Annotated in this window: 18 protein-coding genes; 9 read left to right on the top strand and 9 right to left on the bottom strand. The window is 72.6% G+C overall.

What is annotated here, in order from left to right:
- Window positions 1-11 precede the first annotated feature (11 nt).
- The 6 genes from infB (at window position 12) to IPG72_05145 (ending at window position 6422) form a co-directional block, all read left to right on the top strand.
- The gene (gene infB, locus IPG72_05170; protein ID MBK6768413.1) at window positions 12-1844 is read left to right on the top strand and encodes a translation initiation factor IF-2; all 1833 of its coding nucleotides are present in this window, start codon (window positions 12-14) and stop codon (window positions 1842-1844) included.
- On the top strand, window positions 1844-2236 hold the full coding sequence (locus IPG72_05165; protein ID MBK6768412.1) for a ribosome-binding factor A: 393 nt from the start codon (window positions 1844-1846) through the stop codon (window positions 2234-2236). The genes infB and IPG72_05165 overlap by 1 nt, the downstream gene beginning before the upstream one ends.
- Window positions 2233-3297, top strand: a complete 1065-nt coding sequence (locus tag IPG72_05160) for a DHH family phosphoesterase (GenBank protein MBK6768411.1) — start codon at window positions 2233-2235, stop codon at window positions 3295-3297. Before IPG72_05165 ends, IPG72_05160 begins: the two co-directional genes overlap by 4 nt.
- Window positions 3294-4526 (top strand): tRNA pseudouridine(55) synthase TruB, encoded by a 1233-nt coding sequence (gene truB / locus IPG72_05155; protein ID MBK6768410.1) that lies wholly within the window; start codon window positions 3294-3296, stop codon window positions 4524-4526. Before IPG72_05160 ends, truB begins: the two co-directional genes overlap by 4 nt.
- A 6-nt stretch (window positions 4527-4532) precedes the next feature.
- Window positions 4533-5450, top strand: coding sequence for a riboflavin biosynthesis protein RibF (gene ribF / locus IPG72_05150; GenBank protein ID MBK6768409.1), 918 nt, complete (start codon window positions 4533-4535; stop codon window positions 5448-5450).
- A 147-nt stretch (window positions 5451-5597) separates the two neighbouring features.
- Complete coding sequence (locus tag IPG72_05145; GenBank protein MBK6768408.1) at window positions 5598-6422, top strand: hypothetical protein; 825 nt, start codon at window positions 5598-5600, stop codon at window positions 6420-6422.
- A gap of 33 nt (window positions 6423-6455) precedes the next feature.
- On the opposite strand, the gene era is transcribed toward IPG72_05145, so the two are convergent.
- Complete coding sequence (era, locus tag IPG72_05140; GenBank protein ID MBK6768407.1) at window positions 6456-7535, bottom strand: GTPase Era; 1080 nt, start codon at window positions 7533-7535, stop codon at window positions 6456-6458.
- A 209-nt stretch (window positions 7536-7744) separates the two neighbouring features.
- On the opposite strand from era, the gene IPG72_05135 reads away from it, so the two are divergent.
- The 3 genes from IPG72_05135 to IPG72_05125 all read left to right on the top strand — a co-directional run bounded on the left by IPG72_05135 (window position 7745) and on the right by IPG72_05125 (window position 11703).
- The gene (locus IPG72_05135) at window positions 7745-8965 is read left to right on the top strand and encodes a hypothetical protein (GenBank protein MBK6768406.1); all 1221 of its coding nucleotides are present in this window, start codon (window positions 7745-7747) and stop codon (window positions 8963-8965) included.
- Between the two features lie 93 nt (window positions 8966-9058).
- The gene (locus IPG72_05130; GenBank protein MBK6768405.1) at window positions 9059-10513 is read left to right on the top strand and encodes a hypothetical protein; all 1455 of its coding nucleotides are present in this window, start codon (window positions 9059-9061) and stop codon (window positions 10511-10513) included.
- Window positions 10510-11703, top strand: coding sequence for a hypothetical protein (locus IPG72_05125; GenBank protein MBK6768404.1), 1194 nt, complete (start codon window positions 10510-10512; stop codon window positions 11701-11703). Before IPG72_05130 ends, IPG72_05125 begins: the two co-directional genes overlap by 4 nt.
- Window positions 11704-11712: 9 nt before the next feature.
- On the opposite strand, the gene rsgA is transcribed toward IPG72_05125, so the two are convergent.
- The 8 genes from rsgA to IPG72_05085 all read right to left on the bottom strand — a co-directional run bounded on the left by rsgA (window position 11713) and on the right by IPG72_05085 (window position 23138).
- On the bottom strand, window positions 11713-12645 hold the full coding sequence (gene rsgA, locus IPG72_05120) for a ribosome small subunit-dependent GTPase A (protein MBK6768403.1): 933 nt from the start codon (window positions 12643-12645) through the stop codon (window positions 11713-11715).
- Between the two features lie 107 nt (window positions 12646-12752).
- Window positions 12753-14459: an endo-1,4-beta-xylanase gene (locus IPG72_05115; protein ID MBK6768402.1), complete on the bottom strand. Its 1707-nt coding sequence runs from the start codon at window positions 14457-14459 to the stop codon at window positions 12753-12755.
- 149 nt (window positions 14460-14608) lie between these two features.
- On the bottom strand, window positions 14609-16753 hold the full coding sequence (locus IPG72_05110; protein ID MBK6768401.1) for a hypothetical protein: 2145 nt from the start codon (window positions 16751-16753) through the stop codon (window positions 14609-14611).
- A 128-nt stretch (window positions 16754-16881) separates the two neighbouring features.
- Window positions 16882-18063 carry a hypothetical protein gene (locus IPG72_05105; GenBank protein ID MBK6768400.1) on the bottom strand — a complete coding sequence of 394 codons (1182 nt, stop codon included), beginning with the start codon at window positions 18061-18063 and terminating at the stop codon, window positions 16882-16884.
- Window positions 18064-18192: 129 nt separating this feature from the next.
- On the bottom strand, window positions 18193-19617 hold the full coding sequence (locus IPG72_05100) for a hypothetical protein (protein ID MBK6768399.1): 1425 nt from the start codon (window positions 19615-19617) through the stop codon (window positions 18193-18195).
- Window positions 19618-19624: 7 nt separating this feature from the next.
- A complete protein-coding gene (locus IPG72_05095; protein ID MBK6768398.1) occupies window positions 19625-20746 on the bottom strand; it encodes a class I SAM-dependent methyltransferase in 1122 nt (373 codons plus the stop codon).
- On the bottom strand, window positions 20743-21735 hold the full coding sequence (locus IPG72_05090; GenBank protein ID MBK6768397.1) for a methyltransferase domain-containing protein: 993 nt from the start codon (window positions 21733-21735) through the stop codon (window positions 20743-20745). Before IPG72_05090 ends, IPG72_05095 begins: the two co-directional genes overlap by 4 nt.
- Window positions 21732-23138, bottom strand: a complete 1407-nt coding sequence (locus IPG72_05085; GenBank protein ID MBK6768396.1) for a B12-binding domain-containing radical SAM protein — start codon at window positions 23136-23138, stop codon at window positions 21732-21734. Before IPG72_05085 ends, IPG72_05090 begins: the two co-directional genes overlap by 4 nt.
- Window positions 23139-23295: the final 157 nt, after the last annotated feature.

Raw genomic sequence — 23295 nt, 5'->3', positions numbered from 1 at the left:
GGAGACGCGCAATGACAGACACCACGAAACAACGCACGACGGTCGTGATCCCGGCGACGATCCCGGTCCGGGAGCTTGCCGATCGGCTGGCGATCAGCCCGATCGAGCTCCTGAAGGCGCTCATCGCCAACGGCATCATGGCGGCGATCTCGGAGTCCATCGACTACGAGACCGCAGCGCTCGTCGCCGAGGACCTCGGTTTCGACCTGCTCCTCGAAGGGGCGGAGGTGAAGCCGGCCAAGGCCGCCGCGCCCGCAGCGCCGGCGCCCGAGGAACCCGAGGTTCCGGCCGTGCCGGAAGGGCCGGTGGTGCCGTGGTACCTTGTCGACGAACCGGCCGACAAGCTCGAGACCCGCAGCCCGGTCGTCACGATCATGGGGCACGTCGACCACGGCAAGACGAGTCTGCTCGACAAGATCCGCAACACGCGCGTCGCGGCGGGCGAGTCGGGCGGGATCACGCAGCACATCGGGGCGTACACCGCCGAGCGCAACGGCCAGCCGGTGACGTTCATCGACACGCCGGGCCACGAGGCGTTCACCGCCATGCGGGCCCGCGGCGCGCAGGCGACGGACATCGCGGTCATCGTCGTGGCGGCGGACGACGGTGTCATGCCGCAGACGAAGGAAGCGGTGGACCACGCCAAGGCAGCCGGCGTGCCGATCGTCGTGGCGGTCAACAAGTCCGACCTGCCGGAGGCCAAGCCAGACCGGATCTACGAGCAGATGGCCGAGCTCGGCGTCGTCCCGGACAGCTGGGGCGGTGACGTGTTCTTCGTCCAGACGTCGGCGTCGACGGGGACGGGCATCGACGAGCTCTTGGACGCGATCCTGTTCACCGCGGAGGAGTTCCCACCCAAGGGCAACCCCAAACGCTTGGCGCGGGGCACCGTGCTCGAGGGCAAGGTGGACCCGGCGCGCGGTGTGGCGGCGACCGTCCTCGTCCAGAGCGGCACGTTGAACCGTGGCGATCTGATCGTGGTGGACGACGACTTCAGCAAGGTGCGGGCGATGTTCGACCACACCGGCGCCGAGGTGAAGGTCGCCGGGCCGAGCATGCCGGTCGAGATCCTCGGCCTGAACAAGGTGCCCAGCGCCGGTGCGCGATTCGAGGTCGTCAAGGACCAGCGCGCCGCCAAGGGGCGCAGCGGCGACTACTCCGACAGCCACGCCCGCGTCTACAACGTCATCGCGCGGCCGCTGACGCTCGAGGAGTTGTTCGCCCAGGCGGCGGCCGGCGACGTGAAGGCGCTCAACCTGGTCGTCAAGACGGACGTGCAGGGGATGGTCCAACCGGTCGTCGAAACGCTCGAGAAGCTGTCGGGCGAGGTGAAGGTGGACATCCTCCACGCATCGGCCGGCGACATCTCGGAGAGCGACATCAACCTCGCGGCCGCGTCAGGCGCGGTCGTCATCGGCTTCCGGAGCGCCCCGGATGGGCGGGCGCGGCGCATGGCGCTCTCCAAGAACGTCGAGATCCGCGAGTACGACATCATCTACAAATTGTCCGAGGACGTCGAGCTCATGCTCAAGGGCATGATCGATCCGGTGTACGAGGACAAGGTGATCGGCACGGCCGAGATCCGGCAGGTCTTCAACATCACCAAGGTCGGACGCATCGCCGGCTCGCTCGTGACGAGCGGCGTCGTCCGGCGCAACGCCAAGTCACGGCTCCTTCGCGGCGGCGAGCTGATCAGCGAGTCGTCGATCTCGTCCCTCAAGCGCTTCGCCGAGGATGCTCGCGAAGTGCGCGAAGGGTTCGAGTGCGGCATCGGCTTGGACGACGGCAGCGTGCTGCAGGTGGGCGACGTCATCGAGGCCTGCATCCGCGAACGGGTCCGATAGTGGCCACGCTCCGACAGCGCCGCATCAACGAGCGGCTGTTCGAGGAGCTCTCGCTCCTGATCCCCGGTCCGGCCGACGAGGACGACACGCTGGCCGATGTCGTCGTGACGCGCGTCGAGACGACGCAGGACCTTGCGACGGCCAAGGTCTACTTCCGCGCGCCGACCGAGGACGAAGCCGAAATCCAGGCGATCATCGTCGCGTTGAAGGCGGCCGAGTTCGGGCTGCGGGCGGAACTGGCGGACGTCGGGCTGCGTCGCCTGCCGCATCTCGTGTTCGCGTTCGACCGCGCGTTCATCGCCGGCAAGCGCGTCCTCGACTTGCTCGACCACCTGTCCGAGGATCCCGAATGGACCGGTGAGGGCGACGATCCCGGCGACAAGGCGCCGTGACCGCAGCCGCCCCGCACGCCGCCACACAGGCCGACGCCGTCGCCGCCGCCGCCGGGGCGCTTCGGCAGGCCGAACGGGTCTGGATCGGCACCCACGTCGATCCGGACGGCGACGCGATCGGCAGCGCGCTCGGGCTGGCGCACATCCTGCGGGCGCTCGGCAAGGTGGCAACGGTGGCGTGCCAGGATGCGCCGCCGCGCGACGGGATCTGGCTGCCGGGGGCCAAGGACATCGTGGCGTCGGGGCCGGGCGGGCATCCGACCTCGCACGGGGGCCATGCGACCACGCACGGGGGGCATGGGATTGCCGCCGGCGGGCCGTACGACCTGGCCGTCGCCGTGGATGCCGGCGACGCCGGTCGTCTCGGGACGCTCCATGCGGCCGACACCTGGGCGGCGCAGCCGACGCTCGTGATCGACCACCACATCTCCAACACCGGCTTCGGTGACGTCGACTGCATCGTGCCGAGCGCGTCTTCGACGTGCGAGATCCTGCTCGCGGTGGCCGATGCCTTGGGCGTTCAGCTCTCCACGGAGGCCGCGACGTGCCTGCTGTGCGGCATCGTCACGGACACGATCGGCTTCCGAACACCGTCGACGTCGGCGGCGACGCTGGCCGCGGCCAGCCGACTCGTCGCCGACGGCGCCGATCTGGCCGACGTGGCGCGCCGCGTCTTCCTCAGCCGCCCGCTGGCCGGCCTGCGCCTCGAGGGCCGCGCTCTCGATCGCGTCGTGATGGACGGCCCATTCGCGATCTCGTGGCTGTCCCTGTCCGACTTCGAGGGCCTTGGCGCCGCGCCCGAGGACGGCCGCGGCATCGTCCAGGCGCTGGCGACGGCCGTCGAACCGTTGGCCGTCGCGCTGCTGCGCGAGCGCCACGACGGCACGTTCGACGTGAGCCTTCGCGCGAAGGGCACCGTCGACCTCGTGCCGGCGGCCCGGGCGCTGGGCGGCGGCGGGCATGCGCTGGCGGCCGGCGGGCGCACGCCCGGGCCGCTGCCGGCGGCGCTCGACGCGGTCCGGCAGGCGCTGGCGGCGCACGTGGCGGCGGCGGAACGATGATGTCCGAGGACGCCGTCGAGCCCATCGAGCCCTTGGAGCCGGTGGTGCCGGTGGGGCCGGTGGAGCCGATCGACCCGCTCGAGCCGACGCGAACGGACGGCGAGGACGCGGCGGGCGACGACGGGGGTGGCGGCGGCCCGGTAGACGACGATGCCGTCATCCCGTCGTGGGCGACGCGGATCTACGCCGTGCCGGACGGCATCATGCCGTTGCCCGTGGCCAAGTCGAAGCCGCCTTCGCCCGCATTGGCGCTGGTGGGCAGCGGCCTCGCGCCCAAGAGCGGGATCCTGAACATCGACAAGCCCGCCGGGCGGACGAGCCACGACGTCGTGCAGGCCGTGCGGCGGGCGTCCGGCGAGCAGCGCGTCGGCCATGCCGGAACGCTCGATCCGATGGCCACCGGCGTCCTCGTGATCTGCCTCGGCTCGGCGACGCGCGTCGTGGACGACGTGCAGGCCTTCGTGAAGGGCTACCGTGCCCGGATCACGCTCGGCAGCGCCACGGACACGTACGACGCGATGGGCCAAGTGACGTCCACGGGCGACGCCGGGCGGCTCGCGGCGATCGGGCGCGAGGACGTCGAGGCGGCGCTCGGCGCGTTCCGCGGCGAGATCGCCCAGGTCCCGCCGATGGTCTCGGCGCTGAAGCACGAGGGCAAGCGGCTGTACGAACTGGCCCGCCAGGGCATCGAGGTCGAGCGGGCGGCGCGGAGCGTGACGGTGCACGCCCTCGACATCCTGGATTGGTCGCCGCCCGACGTGACGATCGAACTCCTGTGCTCCCGCGGCACGTACGTGCGGTCGATCGCGCACGACCTCGGCGCCGCACTCGGCGTCGGCGGGCACCTCTCGGCGCTCGAACGCACGCGGGTCGGACCGTTCACCGTCGACGACGCGACGTCGCTCGCGCGCGTCGTCGAGGCGTTCATGGAGGGCTGGTACGGGCATATCCTCCACCCGCTCGACACCGCGCTGGTCGCCTACCCGGCAATCGTGGCCGACGACGCCGTGGCGGCCGACATGCGCGCCGGCCGCCAGTTCGACGCCGCGCCGCCCACCGACCGCCGGCAACCGCAGATCCGGGTCTACCACTCCGGCGGCGCGTTCGTCGGCATGGCGCGCTGGGATGCCGTGACGGAGCGCTGGCAGCCGAGCCGGGTGTTCCCGCCGGCCGACAACTCGACCCACAGCCCGGCCGACAACAACAGCCCGGCCGACAACAAGGGGTAGGCGAAGATGACGGACGACGGGCTGGGGCTGCCGGTCGCCTTGACGATCGGCAAGTTCGACGGTGTGCACCTCGGGCACCATGCGCTGTCGACGCGCGTGCGTGCCGTGGCGCGCGATCTGGGCGTGAAGGCCGCGGCGGTCGTGCTCCACCCGGACCCGGCGACGGTGCTTGCGGGCCGGCGCGTGCCGGTGCTGACCTCGATGATGGACCGGATGCAGCTCCTGATGGCCGACGGGATCGAGGCCGTGCGTTGGCTGACGTTCACGACCGAGATCGCCGCGCTGTCGCCGGCAGAGTTCCTCGACGAGCTGGACGAGTGGTACGACGTGCAGGCCGTCGTCGTCGGCCCCGATTTCGCGTTCGGCAAGGACCGCGCCGGCACGCTGGACGTGCTGCGCGCGCTCGGCGAGGAGCGCGGCTTCGACGTGCACGTCGTCGCGCCCGTGAGCGTGGACGGCGAGCGGGCGGCGGCGGGGCGGATCCGCGCTCTGCTCACCGAGGGCGATGTCGCCCGCGCCGGCGCGCTCATCGGCCGGCCGTTCCGGTTGCGCGGGCGCGTCGTCGAGGGCGCCAAGCGTGGACGCACGCTCGGCTTCCCGACGGCCAACCTGGCGCTGGACGACGACTATCAGCTGCCGGCGAACGGGATCTACACCGTGCGCGCGCACCTTCAACTGCCGGACGGCCGCGACTTGACGAAGGGCGGCGCGGCGAACATCGGCATCCGGCCCCACTTCGATGACGGCGACGCGCAAACTGTTGAGGTCCACATCATCGACTGGGACGGCGACTTGTACGGCACGCCGATGGCCGTCGACTTCATCGCCTTCCAGCGGCCCGAGGCGCGGTTCGACGACGTCGCGGGGCTGATCGCGCAGATGACCTCGGATGTCGAACGCGCGCGCGGGGAGTGGGGGGGCTGACGCCGCACTGCCGGCAGGCGCGCCAGGATGCCGCGGGCGGCGGTGGTCGAGCCGACGCTTCGCCGGGAGTGAATCCGATTCGTCCGGCGGTGGGACAGGTTGACAGTGCGACAGGGTGACAGTGCGACAGGCAACGAGGAGGTCGTCGTGAAGGCCGTGTACGCTGGACTGTGTGCCGCGCTCGGGTTGACGACCGTGGCGGTCATCGCTGCCGACACGCAGCCCGCCCAAGGGCAAACGCGTGCCACGACGCTGGCCGTGACCGCGGTCGACGGCTGGCAAGAAGCGGCGATCGACCTGGCGGATGGTGAGGCGCTGGAGGTCCGCTACATCACGGGCACCTGGACGATCAACACCGCCGGAAACGGGTTCGATGCGGACGGCTACCCGGGCTTCTACCCGCACGATGTGCAAGGGGCCTGCGCCGACGCTGCCTTGCCCGACGAGCAGAACGGCGCCCTCATCGGGCGCATCGGCGACGGGCCGCCGTTCCTGATCGGGAACCACAAATCGACGGTGGCCGACCACGCCGGTGCGCTCCGGATGCGGATGAACGACGCCGACGCCTGCCGCCACGACAACGGCGGCAGCGTCGTGGTGCGCGTCGCCCACGGCGCGACAACCGCCGAGCCACCGACGGCGTTGCCGGCAGAGACGGCGATGCCGGGCACTTCCGTCCCACGAACTGCCGTGCCCGCGTCGGCGACGCCGAACGCATTCGGGCCCACCCCGCCGTCCGGTGAATCCGTACGCACCGACGTGCCGGGTTCACCTGCCCTCGCGAACCCCGCCGCAGGGATGACGAGGGCCGATCCATCGGCTTCGCCGTCGCCGCCACCTCCCGCGCGCCTGCCGAGCACCGGCGGCTCCGACGAGACGCCTCAACGCCTGGCGCTCGTCGGGCTGCTGATCATGCTCGGCCTTGGCGTGCGCCGGTTGGAACGACGGAGTCCCGCACGACGCGGCAGCTGATGGCCGGCCGGCCACCGGCGCCTCGCCCCGTCCCTACACAAACCCCATCCGCTTCGTCCCCTCCGCGCTCCGCCGCCAGTCCGGCCGGACGCCCACCTGCAGCTCGAGATACACCGGCCCTTCGAGCATCTTCTCGATCTCTTGGCGCGCGCGCGTGCCGATCCCTTTGAGCACGGCCCCGCCCTTGCCGATCACGATCGCCTTGTGCCCTTCGCGCTCCACGAACAGCCGCGCCCCGATGACCGTCACGCCGTTCTCGCGCACCGCCCACTGCTCGACGATGACCTCGATGCCGTGCGGCACCTCGTCCTCCAGGAGGAAGAGCGCCGCCTCGCGGACGAGCTCGGCGACGAGCATTCGGTCCGTCTGGTCGGAGATCTGATCGGCCGGGTAGTACAGCGGCCCGGGCGGAAGCTGGGCGGCGATGAGCGCCCACAGGCGATCGAGGTTGTGGCCGCGCGTGGCGATCGTCAGCTCCCACAGTGCGCCCTCGCCGGCCAACGCCGTGAACGCAGCGACGCGCGCCGCGACGTCTTCCGCCGGGAGCTTGTCCGTCTTGTTCAGCGCCAGGATCGTCGGCCGCCCCGCCCGGCGGACCATCGCCCCGACGCGCTCGTCGAGCGTGCGCGGCGGCACGGAGGCGTCGACGACCCAGACGACGACGTCCGCATCCGGGATCGCGTCGCGCGCCACCTTGACCATGTAGCTGCCCAGAGGCGTCCGCGGCCGGTGGATGCCCGGTGTGTCGACGAAGATCGCCTGCGCCGCGTCCGTCGTGCGGATGCCGAGGATCCGGCGGCGCGTCGTCTGCGGCTTGGGCGACACGATCGCCACCTTGTCGCCGACGAAGGCGTTCATGATCGTGCTCTTGCCGACGTTCGGCCGGCCGACAACCGCCACGAAGCCGCTGCGGAACACGCCGTCGGACGGCTCGGCGGCGCTGCCGAAGATCCGCGCGAGGACATCGTCCGCATCGGCCGGTGCGATCGCCTCGTACAGCTCGGCGAGGTCGGTATGCGCCGCGTCGTCGTCCCCGACAGCGTCGTCCGTCAAGTCGTCGGCTTCGTCGACGACATCGACGACATCGACGTCGAGGTCGGTTGGGTCATCCATCGAATGATCATCGGACATGGGGCTGGCCTCGGCGCTCGTCGGCGGGACGAGAAGGCATAACGGCGGCGGGTAGGGAGACGTTGGAAGTATCCGGTGCGGAGAGAGGGCGGTCAACTGTGGTCGAGCTGTGGATGCCGTCGGAGGCCCGCACGCCTCGGCCTCCTGCGGAGCAAGACATGTCTCGACAACCACGATACGCGCTTGTCGCCATGGCCGCCGTGGTCCTCGGGACGGCGCAGATCGTCACCCCTGCCGGCACCGCCGCCGCCCCTGCCCCGATCGACTACGTCCCCGCTGATCTCACGGACTACGCCCCCGTCGGCGTGCCGGACTTCTCGGCCTGCCGGCCGGAGTGGAGCCGCGCCGCCGCCGAGGCGAACGGTCCCGGCCAGTGGACGTTCAGCGCGCCGGTCGCCCTGGCAAACGCCCTGTGGTGGCTGGACTCGCGCGCCGAGCCGCAACCGGCCGCGCCGCCCTTCGTCCGCGACGGCCACGGCCTCGTCACGGCCTACCCCGCCTTCGGGCCGCCTCGCGACGACCACGACGCGGCGAACCTCGGGCCGCTCATCGACGACCTCGCCGGCCGGGTGAACACGGACAACCGCGGCGTGCCCGGCAGCGTGCGCGGGACGCGCTGGGAGGACTTCGTCGACGGCGTTGAGTCGTACGTGGCCTCGCGGCGGCTCAAGCCCGGTTACGCCGTCGCCACGACGCTGCGACCGAATGGGCTGTGGCTGCGCGCGCAGGCCGACCGGTCCGCCGGCGTCGTCGTGCTGATCGGCGTCTGGGAGCAGTCGGGCGAGGGGTGGCGTCGGATCGGCGGGCACTACGCCGCGCTCGCCGGGACGGACGCCGCCGGCGAGGCCGTTGCGCTCGCCGACCCGGTGTACGACCAGGCGATCCGGCCTGACAACGGCGGCCGGTTCGTCCCGACCGACGGTGCCGCGCACTCCTGCCGCAACGCGCCGCGGGCCCACGACGACGCCGGCACCGTCAGCCACGACCGCTACGACCTCTTCCCGCCGGCCGGCATGCCGGACGCCGCGTGGGCGCTGGCCGGCTACTTCCGCCCGGAGACGTTCGGCGAAGGCGCCGCGTTCGCCGGCCAGAACCCAGCCGACTACCTGGCCGATGCCAGCGGCCCGTGGCAGCGTGGCACGCTCATCGCCGTGCTGGACGCCGCCCTCGCGCTCCAGCCCCGCGGCGGCGCATCGACCGTCCCGACCGCGACGCCGCCCGCCACGACGGCCCCCCCGACGCCGACGACGGCGCAGAGCGCCGAGCCGACGGATGCGCCGACCGCGCCACCCACGCCGACGGCCGCCGCGAGCCCGACCCACGCCCGTCCGACGCCGGCGCCGATCGGGGGCCAGATCAACTTCGATCGGATCTGGCTGCCGGCGCTGCGCAACCAGAGCCGCCGGCGATAGGCGGGTGCGCGGCACGATCGACGGGCGCGACGCGGAGGACGTGCGCGGCGACCTTAACGAAGGCCCTGCCTGCCGGATGCTATACTCGCGGCCATGACTGACCTGCTGGCGCAAAACCTGTTTGCGGCGCTCGCCGCCGCGGTTCTGGCGATGACGCCAACCCCGCCGCCCGCGGCCACCCCCGATCCGTCCGTCGTGATCGTCGCGAACGACGGCACGTTCTCGTTCGCCGAGCGCATCGCGTTTCGCCTGGAGGTCCGCTCGGACGCGCCCGTCCGGGATGTCGTGCTGCGCTTCACGATCGGGGACGGCGAGGTGATCAACCGCCGCGTCCCCGAGTTCGAACCCGGCACGCGCGTCGTGGCGCGGCACGAAGAGCCCTCGCCGCGCGGTGCGATCCCGCCGACGAGCGAGATCCGGTGGTGGTGGGACATCGCGACGGCGGATGGCAGGCAGATCCAGACGGAACGACGCACGTTGCGCTACCTCGATCAGCGCTACTCCTGGACCAGCCGCGACGTGGCCGGCGTGCGGCTGTGGTCGTACAGCCTCGAGGACAAGGACGCCGAGGCGCTGGCCGAGTCAGCGGTCGCCTCCCTCCGGACGATCCGCGAGCGCGTCGGTCTCGCCGTCGAACAGCCGGTGAACGTCGTCGCCTACGCTTCGCAGGCCGATCTGCGGCCGTCCCTCCTCGGCCGCGGCGACGTCTACGAGGCCCGCCTGGCGACGCTTGGTGCGCGCGTCGCCGACGACGTCGTCGTTCTCGACGCCGGCAGCCGCAGCGTGGCGCTCGAGACCGTGCTCCGCCACGAGCTCTCGCACGTCGCCGTCCACCTCCGGATGGACGAAACCTGGATCGACGTCCCGTCCTGGCTCGACGAAGGGCTGGCGATGTACCTCGAGGGCGGCTTCGGCACGCTCGAGCGCCGCGCCCTCGACCGCGCGATCCGCGACGACACGGTGATGAGCCTGCGCTCGATGACGAGCTTTCCCGGCGATGCCGACCAGGTGACGCTGGCCTACGCGCAGAGCCGCGACGTGATCGCCTACCTGGTCGACACGCACGGCCGCGCCAAGCTGACCGCGCTGTTCGACACGGTGGCGCCGGGCGATCGGACGATCGACGAAGCGCTGACAGAGGTGTACGGCTTCGATCAGCTCGGACTCTATCAGGCCTACCGGCGGGAACGCGGCCTGTCCCCGGCCGCAACGCCCCTGCCCGACGCCGTGCCGCCCGGCCTCGTCCAACCCGCGCGCATCCGCGCGAGCCGCCCGTCCGACGACGAATCGTCGGTTCCTGCGCCCCAACTTCAGCGCGCCGGGCGCTGGTGGTGGTTCGTCCTGCCGGCCGCTGCGGCGCTGGTCGGGCTCGTCGGCTTGGCGCTGCTCGTCGTCCGTCCGGGCCGTCGCCCCCCGCGGCAGCGCGCGCCGCAGACCGCGCCGCAGACCGCGCCGCAGACCGATGATCCAGGGGCGGCGGAACGCTCGCCCTCAACAACACCGCCCCAGCCCGAAGTTCCGGCATCCATCGAGAGGCCATCCGAATGAGTCCACACGCAAAGCACACTGCCCAGCAGAAGGATCGACAGGGCATCGGCCGTCGCTGCTTCGTTGCCGTCGCGGTCGCGTCCACCATGGCGTTCGCGGGCGCGAACGCGGCATCGGCCGCCGGCGGCTCGACCGGGCTGCCGGCGATCGACCGGCCGGCCGTCGAAGCGCTGCCCCAGCCGTCCGCCGCCGCCCTGCCGTCCTCGGCGCTTTCGACGCACGCCTTCGCCCTGCCGTACGGGACGACGACGCTCGATGCTTTCGAGGGCGCCCTCTGGCCCGATCCGACCCGCTGGCTGTACGACACCGACCTCAACCGACCGGGCACCGGGACGCGCTGGTCGCCGTCCACGTGCCAGGCCAAGGGCGGCTCGCGGGGCCTGCGGGCCAACGGGGCGACGCCGGCCGGGCCGCCGACATGCGCCGCGCCATACGAAGGCAGCTTCACCGCCTCGACCGTCCTGGCCCTCGACCTCTCGAACGTGGCCGGTGCGGCGACGGCCGAGCTTGCATTCGACCTCTGGATGGACGCCGAGCCCAACGAAGGCCTGATCGTGGCGTACCTCAGGCCGGAAGCGCCGGAGGGCTACTACGTCCGCCACATCCTGTACTCCGGCACCGGCCGCGTCCGGCGCTGGATCGACGGCGGCGTCCGCCTCGACTTGGCCAGCGCCCGCGACGTGTACGACGGTGCGTGGCGCGGCGACCTGCGCGGCAAGCAGGTCCTGATCGAGTTCATCTTCCTCAGCGCCGACGGCAGCGCGGACGCGCAGGGCGCCTATCTGGACAACGTCGTCTTCCGCGCCACGCCGCCCGTCGGCCCGACGCCGCCCCCTGGCGCAGTCGAACGCACGACCGCCTGCACGGGCGTCCGGGACTGCGGGAGCGTCGGCGTGTTCGCCTACGTCGACGTTGGCTGCGACCGGCGCTTCCGCCGCGGAACGGACGTCCCGCTGGCGATGCAGCCGCGCGTCGACGTCGTGGCTGGGGCGGACGTGCTCGGCGCGAGGCTTGGCAAGAGCGGCCGGCTGACCTTCCAGTACCCGCTCGGGCGCGACGCCTCGTTCAGCTTGGCCGTACCGGACGGCTACGCGCTGTGCCCGGACAGCCCGAATCCGGTCGATGTGCCCGCTTCCGCCTTCAACCGCTTCAGGCGCACCAGCGTGGAGTTCCGCCTCCAGCGACCGTGACGCGGCAGGTTACGACGACCGCTCGACATCCCCCGACAACATCCGCACGTAGCTGTCGTGGCGCCGCGCGCTGATCCCGCCGCTGGCCACCGCCGCCCGAACGGCGCAGCCGGGCTCGTGGACGTGGCTGCAGTCCTGGAAGCGACACTGGTTGAGGTAGGGACGGAACTCGACGAAGCCCCACTGCAGCTCGGCGCCGTCCACCTCCCACAACGCAAGCTCGCGCAAGCCGGGCGTGTCGGCCACCCGCCCGCCGCCCGTCAGCGGGTGGAGTTCGCCGACGCGCGTCGTGTGCCGCCCCTTGTGATGCGTCGTGCTGACCTCCCCGACGCCGAGAGCGAGACCGGGCTCGATCGCGTTCAGCATGCTTGACTTGCCGACCCCGCTCGGCCCGACGACGGCGCTCACGCGCCCGTGCAGGGCCTCCTTCACCGCGGCAAGGCCCTCCTCCGTCCGCACGGAAACGGGGAGGATCCGGTAGCCGATCCGCTCGTACTCCGCCAGGTCGGCGGCCACCACCGGCTGGATGCCGAGGTCCACCTTCGTGATGACGATCATGCAGTCCAGCTCGTCGATCTCGGCCAGCGCAAGGAAGCGGTCGATGAGGCGCGGGTTCGGGTCGGGACGTTGACAGCTGAACGTGACGAGCAACAGGTCGATGTTCGCGATGACGACGTCCTTTGACCAGACGCCCTTCGGACCCGGCGCCCGGCGCACCAAGCTGCTCGTCCGCTCGAGCCGCTCAACGATGACGGCATCATTGCCACCCCCGCCCGACGGCGCCGCGGTCCGCTGCACCTTCACGCGGTCGCCAAGGGCGATCAGCCCCTCGCGATCACGGTCCCGCTTCAGCCGACCGCGCAGCGTGGCCTTCAGGATCACGCCCCCCGTCTCGACCGCATAGAACCCGCTCTGCGTCCGGACGACCCAGCCCTCGAGCACGGCATCGCGGTCATTCTCCACAGCCCGACTCCCCCCGTCCGCGTCGACGGGCGCGACCGCATCGGGCCGCGCCGCGCCCTCGCCGCCCGCCGCAGCCGTGGGCGCGGTCAAGCGTTCAACCTCACGGCCACCTGCCGCGCGTCCCGGAGGATCGAGGCCAAGAGCGCTGCCGCCGCAAGAGCCAGCAGCGCCCACCACAGCGTGCGCGGGTCGGCCGGCGGGCCGCTGTCGACGCGGAAGTGGTCGAGGGCGATCTCACCGCCCGCCGCGCCGGCCGTCAGTCGCAGCGTGTGCGCACCGCCGTCGAGGCCTTCCACGAGCGTCACGTCGGCCCAGGCCGCCTCGGCGCCGCCGAGCGCACGCGGGGACTGCGCCTGGCCGTCGAGCTCGACGGCCAGCGTGCCGGCCTGCCGGCCGGTGGCCAGCCGGGCAACGACCTGGCGCCCGCGGAACGTGAAGACGAGCCCGTCGCGGTCCGCAGCGCCCGGCGCGGCAGTGGACTCGGCCGGCCGAGCGGCGCCGTCGTCGCCGTCCGCCGATGCGCCCTGCGCCACGAGCGCCTGGCCGTCCGAAGCGCCCTCGCGCGGCAGCCAGCGCCATCGGCCGCCCGGTGTCACGCGCACCGGCGCGCTGCGCTCCTGCCAGAAACCTGGGCCGGCAACGATCGTCCCGCTTGCGGCGTCGCGCACGGCGTCGAACAGGCGCGTCGGCGTGAAGTCGGGCATGACGGCGGCGAACCAGTAATCCGCCCGGTCGGGCGCGATGCCGCCCCACTGCCGGAAGTACCACAGCCCGAAGACGCCCGCCCACGGCCACTCGGCCTGCGCCAAGCGGACGCCCTCGACCGTCCACTCGGCCTGCGACGCGGCCGGCACGTGGCCCCAGATGTTGTCCGCCAGGCCGACCGGCGCAGCGTTCCAGCCGTACTCGGAGAGCCAGATCGGCGTCTCGTCGTCACCCGCTTCGCGCATGATCGCCCGCTGCAACTCGATTCGCCGGAAGTTCAGACGGTCCGGCGCCGGCGGGTCGTTCGGCGGCCGGTCCATCCCGAACGCGTTGGCCGCCAGGATGTCGAAGTGCTCGGCGGCGCCGGCGGCATACATCCCGCGCAGGTAGTCGAGATCGTTCAGGTTGTCGCCCTCGGCCAGGGTCTCGGTGTTGATCGCCAGCGGCGCGGCGATGATCACCGCGGCCGGGTCGGCCGCGCGCGCGGCGGCGGCGGCGGCGGCCAGCAGCGCCACGTAGCTCGCGGGGTCGACGGGCCGGTAGCCCCACTCGCTGGCCAGGTTCGGCTCGTTCCAGATCTGGTAGAACCGGACCCGCCCCTTGAAGTGCGCCGCCGCCTCGCCCACGAAGCGGGCGAGGTCCGCCGGGTCGGCCGGGACGTTGTTCGCGCCCGGGCCGTGGTCGTCGCGCGCCGCCCAAGCGGGCGTCCAGTCGATCCGCCAGATAACCTCGATCCCGTTCGCATCACAGACGTCGACGATCCGATCGTACTTCGCCCAGTCCAATCGTCCGCGCTCGCGCTCGACATCGGCCCACGGCAGGTGCTGCTTGGCCCAACGGATCCCGGCGTCGGCGGCCAGGACAACGGTCTGTTCCGCCTTCCACGCCTCGACCTCACGCTCGAGGAAGACGTTGGCGCCCCACGGGTGCACGTCGGTGAACGGGATCGTCGCCAGGCGGTGGGCGGCCGCGCCGGCCAGCCCGGCGCCGGACGGCGGGCGGAGCGCGAGCCACAGGGCCGCGCCGGCGACACCGAGCAGCGCCACGGCGGACAGCCGCAGTCGACGCAGAAGCGGTGGCGGGATCATGCGGCGAGCGCGGGCGTGGCGATCACCGCGGGGCGAGCAGACGTCGGGCCGCGCGATGGGGCGCGGGTAGGGGCGCACGGTTGTGCGCCCCTACCCGATCGCTGAACGACTGCACCGTCATTCGCCCGGGCGCGCGGTCCGCCGGGCGGTCAACGGCCTGCCGTTGTGCCGCGGTTCTCGCGAACGCCGAACTGCTCGATCGCACGGAAGGTCGGGCCGGTGCGCCGCACGTCGTCCGTCCCGAACGGCCGGGCGTTGCGGAGCGCGGCGGCGAGGTGGGCGGCGGACATCCGGGCCGGCGTCCAGCGCACGTCCTGGCGCACGACCTCGCCGGTCTTGCGGCAGTACTCGACGGCGACGTTGTCGAGGCCGAACGCCATCGGGTTTGACCCGTTCGTCGTCGCGCCGAAGAAGATCTGCGCCGAGTTGAACCCATCGCGCTTGGCCCAGAGATCCTTGAGATCGACCGAGAGCGGCACCCACTGGCCAAGGGGCAGCAGCTGGCCACCGACGGGCGAGTCCTCACTCAACCACTGCGCCCCCTGGTCCGTCGGCGCGTCGCCGACGACGCCGAGGAAGAACTTGTCGGCGTTGTCGCCGTTGCCCCGCGTCTCGTTGCCGAGCATACCGAGCGCCAGCTTGATCTGCACGGACGCGATGTCCTCGAGCGGCAGCGTCTCGATCTTGCCGGAGTTCACCAAGATGTCCTCAGCGTTGTCGTAGCCGCCCAGGTCGATCGCGAATCGGCTCTGGAAGCCCGGCGTGCGCAGCAGCTCATGGCCGTTGCGGGCGCTGCCCGACCAGCCTTCGCCCCCAAGTTCGAAGTCGCCGTTGACGACCGGATTCTGGCAGTTCGCCGGCAGTGTCGGCACGGCGCTCGGTGTGGGCCCGGGACCGCTGTTGCCCGTCACCTCGGCCACCTCGTCCGACCACGCCACCGCCTCGCCCCGCAGGAACACGGCGACCCTGAGACGCCCCGGCTCGAGCGCCGACCCATCGGCGGCATTCACGCACTCGGACAGGAAGCCGGACGCGGCCGTGGTCTTCGTCGTCGGGTTGAGGCGCTCGTTGCCGTCGGTCAGGATGATCTTCTGCCACCTTCCCGCGACGTCTTCGTACCACTGCACGGACAGCAAGGTGTCGACGGGCAGACCGGTCCAACGCTGGGCCGAACACAACTGGAAGATGCGTCCGAAGCGCGTGCCTTGGCCGACGAGCGTGCCGTCGTTCAGAACATTCGTCCCGAAGCCCACCACCACGCTGCCGGGCAAAGCCGTCGGTTGGGACGGGGCCATGATGTCCTTGTCGACGTTGTTCACGGCGATCGGCAGGTACGTGCGCGACGATCCGTCCGGTGTCGCGGGCGGCGGCGTGGCCTCCGGTACCGGCGTGTCGCTCGGCGGCCGCGTGGCCGAAGGCGTCACGCCCGGCTCGAGCGTCGCGGTCGGCACGGAGGACGAGAGCCCTTCGATCGTCACGTTGTCGATCAGCGTGCCGGTGTGCGTACCCGTGGGGGTTGCGTCCTCCACACGGAAGTAGATCCGCGCGGCCGGCAGGTTGGCGGCGAACGGGAACTTGAGCGGCTCCGACAGCGAGAGCCAGCGCTTGCGGAGATCCGTGCCGTCCCCCGACCTGTAGTTCAGGGAATAGCACCGCAGCTCCGTCGGCACCGTGGTGCTGGCGCAGACCCTGAACGACAGAACGACCTCGTTCGTGCCGTTGGGCAGGAAGCCGACCGGGCCGTCGAGGTAGAGCAGCAGGTTCACCTGCACGCCGCCGTCGAAGTCCGTCGCGTCGAACGGCCCGTAGACGAGATCGGTGGCCACCGGCTGATCGTAGTTCGAGCCCGGCGACAGGTTGGCACCCAGCCGGCCGCCGCCGATCGACCACGGCGCCTTCAGGCCGCCCCCCGGCCGCCCCGGTGCGGGCGCGGCGAGGAGCACGTCCTGGTTGCCCCAGGTGTAGTTCTCTTGCTGACCTTGCGCCACCCGCAAGTCATAGGTCGTCCAGCCCTCGGGCGGGAAGTCGCCCTCGAAGTCCTCTTCCGCCACCGGCACGGCGCCCTGTTGCAGGGACCGCGGTCGGACGGCAAGGGGTCGCTGACGGACCGTCCGGCTGTCGCCGACCTCGACCGGCACGAGCCCAACCGAGGCCGCCTCGACGACCGTTGCCGCAGCCGGCACGACCTTGAACGAATCGGACCGATCGGCGCGCACCGCCGGTGCGCCCCCTTGAAGCGCCCACATCCCCGCGACGACCGCACCGAGCACCGCCGCTCCCTCGCGCATCCTCATGACAAGTCTCCTCCCCATCATCCGCGCAAGGCGGCCATGACCAGCGGGCGACAGTCTAGCACACGCCCTTCGGACGGCGCCAACGCTCTGTCGCAGCAGCGAAGCAAGCCGAATCTCAGGGGAGCGCCTCAGGGGGAGCGGCGCAGGACCCCGTACGGCAGGTAGATCCGATGCTCCGGCGTGACGAGCACCGTCGGCGTCGCCGTCGGTGTCGTCGGCGTCGCCAGGGTCGGACCGGCCGTCGATGTCGGTTCCAACGTCGACGTCGGTGCGTCCGTGACGGTGCCGACGACGGTCGGCGGCGGCGGGAGCACGAACGTCCCGGTGGCCGACGGCGTGGCGGTGGCCGTCCGGCGGTCCGGCGTGACCACGGACGTCGGTGGCGTGCTGGGCGGCGTGCCGGTGCGGGTGGGCGTCGCGCTCGGCGGGGAGCCCGTGCCGGTCGGGGTGCGCGTCGCGGTCGGCGTGCCGGAGGGCGCCCCGGTCGGCGATGCCGTCGGGCTGCCCGTGGCGGCTGTGGGCACGGGCGTGCCGGTGCGCGTCGCGCTCGGCGACGCGGTGTGGGTCGTGCTGGCGGAGGGCGAGGGCGTGGCGGTCGGCGCGGCGGTCGTGGCCGCGCCGGTCGTCGTGGGCGGCGGCGCATCCGATAGGCCGTGGATGACGACGCGGTCGACGAAGGCCCCCTGGTGCGGCGCCTCGAAATCGCGGTCGCGGAAACGGAAGACGACGAACGCCTCCTCTTGCCCGCCGACGAGCGGGAACTGGAGCTTCGGCTCGAAGTAGTTCCAGTCGATCTGCAGCACACCGACCGAGAAGCAGTCGACTCCGCCGGGCGAGCCGGGGTTGGTGACGCAGACCTGGAAGTCCGACTCGCGGTGCAGGTCGAGCTTGAAGTACGTTGCCACCTGCAGCCCGTCCTCGAAGGGTCGGGTGTCGATCGGCCCGAACATCAGGTCGCTCTCCGACGGGCCGGCGTACGTGCCGCCGCACGCCAGGCCGCCGCCCGATGCGCCGCCGCCGACCGACCAGGCGCTGGCGCTGCCGCCGCCGGACGGCGCGGTACATGTCGTCCGCGCCCACACGTACTGTCCGGGCGGCGTCATGTTGTCCTGGACATACCAGTCCGGTGGCGGGAACGCGCCCTCGAAGCCTTGGTCCTCGATCAGCGTGGCGACCTGGACGGCGCCGGCGACACTGGCGGCGCCGACGCCGTACGCCGCGCCGCACGCCAGCACGAGCGCCGCCAGGCCGGCCAGCGTGGCACGGCGGATGTGGACGGTGGGCCGGGGCGAACCGGGTTCGCTCGACATCGAAGCCTCCAATCGTATCGGTTGACGTTCGCCACGGCCCGAGCCGTGCGACGTGGCACTGTTCGGGTGGCACTGCTCGGGTGGCACTGCTCGGGTGGCACTGCTCGGGTAACACTGCGGCGCGGCGCGTCATCGCTGGCCGCCGGTCGGCAGGACGATCTGATACTTGAGCGGCCGGAGATAGGTCTGGCGCAACGGTTCGCCGCTCAGCCGCTGGCCCCCGACGAGCACGAGCTGCTGCCGCGCGAGCACCGCCAGCCCGGCGCCACGATCCGGCGTGTAGCCGCGGACGACCGCGAACTCGGACCACGCGCCGCGCTCGAGGTCGTAGGCCAGCGTCCCGACGTCGAGGTGGGCGTTCCAGCCGCCGCCGACGACGTACAACCGCTCGCCCGAGACGTTCGCGACGGCCAGAGCGTGGCCCGCGCGGGCGTCCGGCAGCGGTGCGGCCGTCTCGTCCCACCGGTCGGCGGTCGGCTCGAACGGCCGGAACACCCAGTGGTTGTTCTCGGGCTTGCCGCCGGGGCTCCGGCCGCCGACCACGTGGATCCGCCCTTCGAAGGCCGCCGCCGCCAGGTCCGCTCTCGGCCGCAAGAGCCGGTCGGGCTCGACGGTCCAGGTATCCGTGCTCCAGTCGTAGCGCAGGATCGCATCCGTCGCGCTCGAAGCATCCTCGTCGGCACGGCCGCCGAAGAGGTAGACCTGACCGTCGAGCATCGCCAGACCGTAGCCGCAGACGGCGCGACCGGCCGGCAGCGGCGCGGCGGCCCGCCACGTGTCGGTGCGCGGATCATAGATCTCGACAACCCCCGTCGCCCGCCCATCGGCCGCGCAGCCGCCCGGCACGATGATCTTGCCCTGAACGGCCACGCCCGCCACGTCGCGCACCGCCGTCGGCTTCGAGGCGCGCACCCGCCAGTCGAGCCCCGCGCCGCCGGCGTACTGCAGCGTCGTGCTCACCAGGCGGCCGCCGTCCGTCGCCCCTGCGATGACGAACAGGTCGGCGCCGGCGGCGACGGCCGCCAACCCGGTGCGCGCCTCGGGCAGCTGTCGGCCGAGGACCCATGCCTGTGGCGCCGGCGCCGCTGCGGTCGGCGGCGGGGTCGGCGTCGCGGCGCCGTGCGTGAGGCGCCACGTGGCGGCGCCGAGGATGGCCAGCACGGTCAGCGCTGCGCCGCCGAGCGTGAACATGACGGTCCGCCGCGCCCGCCGACGGGTGCGCGAAAGCTCTTCGGCCAGACGCGCCGCCGCCCCGCCGTCGCTGCGGCGCGCATCGTCGTTGCCGCCGCCGGCATCCGGCCCGCCGTCGCTCGGGTCGCCAAGCGCGATCAGCCCGGTGTCGAGCGCCCGCCGCATCGCCTCGGTCCGGTTCGCCGTGCCGAGCTTGGCGTTGATGTTCGTCAGGTGCTTCTTGACCGTCGCTTCGGAGATCGTGCGGACGTGCGCGATCTCGCGGTTCGTCGCGCCGGTGGCGACGAGCCGGAGGATCTCGAGCTCGGTGTCCGATAGGGCGGCCGCCGGCGAGGCGGCGGTCGGCGCTTGGGGGTCGGCCATCCGGCGATTATAGCATTCGGGTCGGACCGCTCTCTCTGCCGTGGCCGTGTCGATCGCCGACGCGCTCGCCGCGCTTCGTGCCGATCGACACCGCGAACCGCGCCGGCGCCCGGCGGCCACGCAGCCGCGCCGTGAGCGGCCGCAGCGCCCACCGGACGTCGACGAACGGTCGCGCGTGCCGGAAGGTCAGCCCGATGGCCGCGCCGATCCGCTCGAGCTCACCGGCGACGAGGAACTCGCGGCTGCCCTGGGCGGTGGACGGGTAGCCGTAGCGCGCCGTAAACGCCGCGGCGCGCTCGGCCACCATCTGCGCCCCGCTCGAATGGCGCGCGTAGATCGGACTGTCGACGACGACGACGCGCCCACCGGGTCGCACGGCACGGGCCGTCTCGGCCAGCGTCGCCGCCGGATCGACGGCGTAGTGCAGGCTGGCGTTGAAGATGACGAGATCGGCGGCGCCGTCCGCGACGGGCAGGCGGTCGGCATGGGCGACGGCGCGAACGAATCGTCGAGCCAGGCCGCGCGCGGCGAGATCGGCCGCGTACAGCCCGCCCGCGCCGAGCCCGTCACCCGCATCGTCGCTGACGTCGACGGCCAACACGTCGGCGCCGCCGACGGCGAGCCGCCACGCCAGCCAGCCCGTGCCGGCGCCGACGTCGACAACCCGCCCGGGCATGCCGCCGGACAGCACCGTGCGGCAGAACGTGCGGTGGCTTGCGGCGCGGATCCGCCACTGCCACGCCAGCGGCGTCGACGACAGCGCCTCGGGCAGCGCGAACCGCTCCGCGGCCGTCATCGCGGCACGGCCCTCGGCGCGCCGTACGGCGGTGTACTCGGCCAAGAAGGCCCCGAGGCGGGCCGCATCCTCCGCTTGGAGGAAGCGCCAGATGCCATCCCGACACGGCCACTGCGCGCCGCATGCGGTGCAGCGGATCGCGGCGACGGCACTGGCGTCTGCATCTGCATCTGCGTCGGCATCTCCGTCGGCATCTGTGTGATCCGCTTCCGACCGGCTGGAGGCCGTGGCTTCCGGCAGCACGCCGAGCGGGTGCCCGCATGCCGGACAGCGCATCGCCCAGCCGGCCACACCCGTTCCGGCCGCCGATCCGCGCTCGTCCGCCGGCGTCACGGCGCGCGCCGCAGCACGACGGCGACGTGATCGGCCCAACGCGCCGCCGCCGGCAGCCGGCGGGCTGCGGTTTCGGCGGTCGTCCAGGCACGCCAGAGCCACGGTCGATCGAATGCCCCGCCCCGCGCCACGGCCCAGCTGGGCGGGACGACCACGCCGATCGGCACGACGCGGATGATCTGCCACGCCGGTCCGAGCCCGCGGACCACAGCGCGCGGCGGGCGATACCAGACCGGCCAGCGACCGGTGCCGAGATCGGCCGAGGCACGGCCGCGCCAGCGCCGCGTTGCCCGCCGGACGTCGCCGCGCGCCAGGCCGAGGACGGTCTCCCAGGCGCAGCCGGGGGGCATCACGACGGCGACGAAGCACCCGCCCGGTCGAACGAGCGCGGCCAACGCCGCGCCGAGCGGCGCGAGGTCGCCGATGCAGTTCAGCACGCCGAAGTCGGCCAGGGCGCCGGCGTAGGGCGCGCGATCGGGCGCGCGATCAGGCGGGCGACGGTTCTCCGGCGGATCGGGCCGCGAGACGCCCACCGGCCACGTCGACGGATCACCGACGTCGGCGACGTGGACGGCGACGCTGCCGACACCGCTGGCGGACACGGCCGCAGCGGCCGCAGCGACGTCGCGCGCCACCGCGACCATCTGCGGCGCGACGTCAAGCGCCACGACGTCGATTCCGCGGGCGGCCAGATGGACGGCGTCGACGCCGGTGCCGCAGCCGAGGTCGAGGACGCGGTCGGCGCCGGCGAACACCTCGTCGGCGACGCGCCATACGGCTTGCCGGACGATCCGGCCGGACGGGTGGTCGGAGAACAGCGCGTCGTAGCGGGACGCGAGCGCGTCGAAAGCGGCCGCGAGGGGCGATCCGGACGGCGACGCGGCCGCGGACGCCAAGGCCGCCGCCAGTGGGTCCGCCAGTGGGTCCGCCAGTGGGTCCGCCAGTGGGACGGCCGCCGGCCACCCGTCCTCCGCCGCCACCGCGGTCATGGCCGGCGGGCCACGTCGACCGGCCGGTCGTTCCAGCGCATGCCCCAGCGGCTCCACTCGGCCCCGAGCCATGCGCGGGCGATCGGCAGCAGGGCGTGCGGGCGGTCGCGGCGCAGCCGCGCGAGGGCGACGGATTGGCGCAGGCGGCGGGTGGCGTGGCGGTAGTAGCGCGGGCCGGGGCGGCCGGCCACGTGGTGGTCGCGGTCGCTGGCGGCCGCCCAGTCGGCGGGCGGCGTCACGCGGTCGGCGACGGCGTCGAAGTACGGCGTGCCCTTGATCGGGTAGGCGACGGTCGTCAGGAAGATGTCCGGGTCCGTCCGACGCACGAAGTCGACTGTGGCCTCGATGTCCGCGGTCGTCTCGCCGTCGTAGCCCCACATCAGGAACATCCCGACCGCGATGCCGGCGGCCTTGAGCCAGGCGGTTGCCTGCGCCACCTCGGCCACGGAAACGCCGCGCTCCATCGCGTCCAGCACGCGCTGCGAACCGCTCTCGCTGCCGATCCAGATTCGAAAGGCACCCATCTCCCGCAGGACGTCGACGGCGGCGGGCGTCAATCGGTCGGCGCGGGTGATGCACTCGAACGGGCGCTTCAAGCCGCGCCGGCCGAGCTCGGCGCCGTACTCGGACAGCCAGCGCGGGTGAATTGTGAAGACGTCGTCGGCGTACCAGAGCATGTCCGGGTTCCAGCGCTCGATCAGGTAGGCCACCTCGTCGGCCACGTCCGCGGGCGAGCGGCGGGCGTGGTGGTGGCCGAAGACGCTGTGGCTGCACCAGCGGCACTTGTAGGGGCACCCGCGGGCGCAGATCAGGTTCAGCGAGCCGGCACCGTGGTGCGTCCGCCAGCACGTGAGGTAGGCGTCGATGTCGATCGCCTCGCGGTCCGGCCACGGCACGCCGTCGAGGGCGGTGAGCAACGGGCGCGGCGGGGTGTGCACGAACGCGCCGGACTCGTCGCGGAAGGCGATGCCGGCGATGTCGTGCAGGCGGTGCGGGCCGCAGCGGGCGAGGGCGGGCAGCAGCTCGGCCATCGTCACCTCGCCCTCGCCGATGACGATCGCGTCGGCGCCGTTGGACAGGTAGGCCTCCGGCCAGTTCGCACTCTCCGGCCCGCCCAGCACGACGGTGAAGCCGTGCGCCTTGGCCTGGCGCGTCAGGTCGAGCACGCTGGCGCGGGTCGTGAGGTTGGTGTACAGCCCGAGCACGGGCGCCTCGCGGGCCGCCAGACGGGCATGGGCCGCCGCGCGCGTGGCGAACGTCGTGTCCTGCACGGCGACGGCGAAACCGGCGCGCTTGAGATAAGCGCTGACGTAGAGCAGGCCGAGCGGCGCGTACGGCTTCATCACGTGCTGCTCGTGCGCGTCCTCGCCCAGGAAGTAGCTGTGCGACAGGAGGACGTCCAACCGGCGGGCCTCCAAGATTGCGCCAGCCGGCCCTGGTGCGCGCGATGATCAATGCGTGGCCGCCTGGCGGCGTGTGCGGGAATGGTAGCGGAAGGCAGGGTCGTGGTCAGATCAGGCGACGACTTCAGCCGTCGATCCGTCGGCCGACGACGGTGCG

It is taken from the genome of Candidatus Avedoeria danica, from assembly GCA_016703025.1.
In the GTDB taxonomy this organism is placed as follows: Bacteria; Chloroflexota; Anaerolineae; order Epilineales; family Epilineaceae; genus Avedoeria; species Avedoeria danica.
This window is presented reverse-complemented; position numbering and strand designations above follow the sequence as displayed.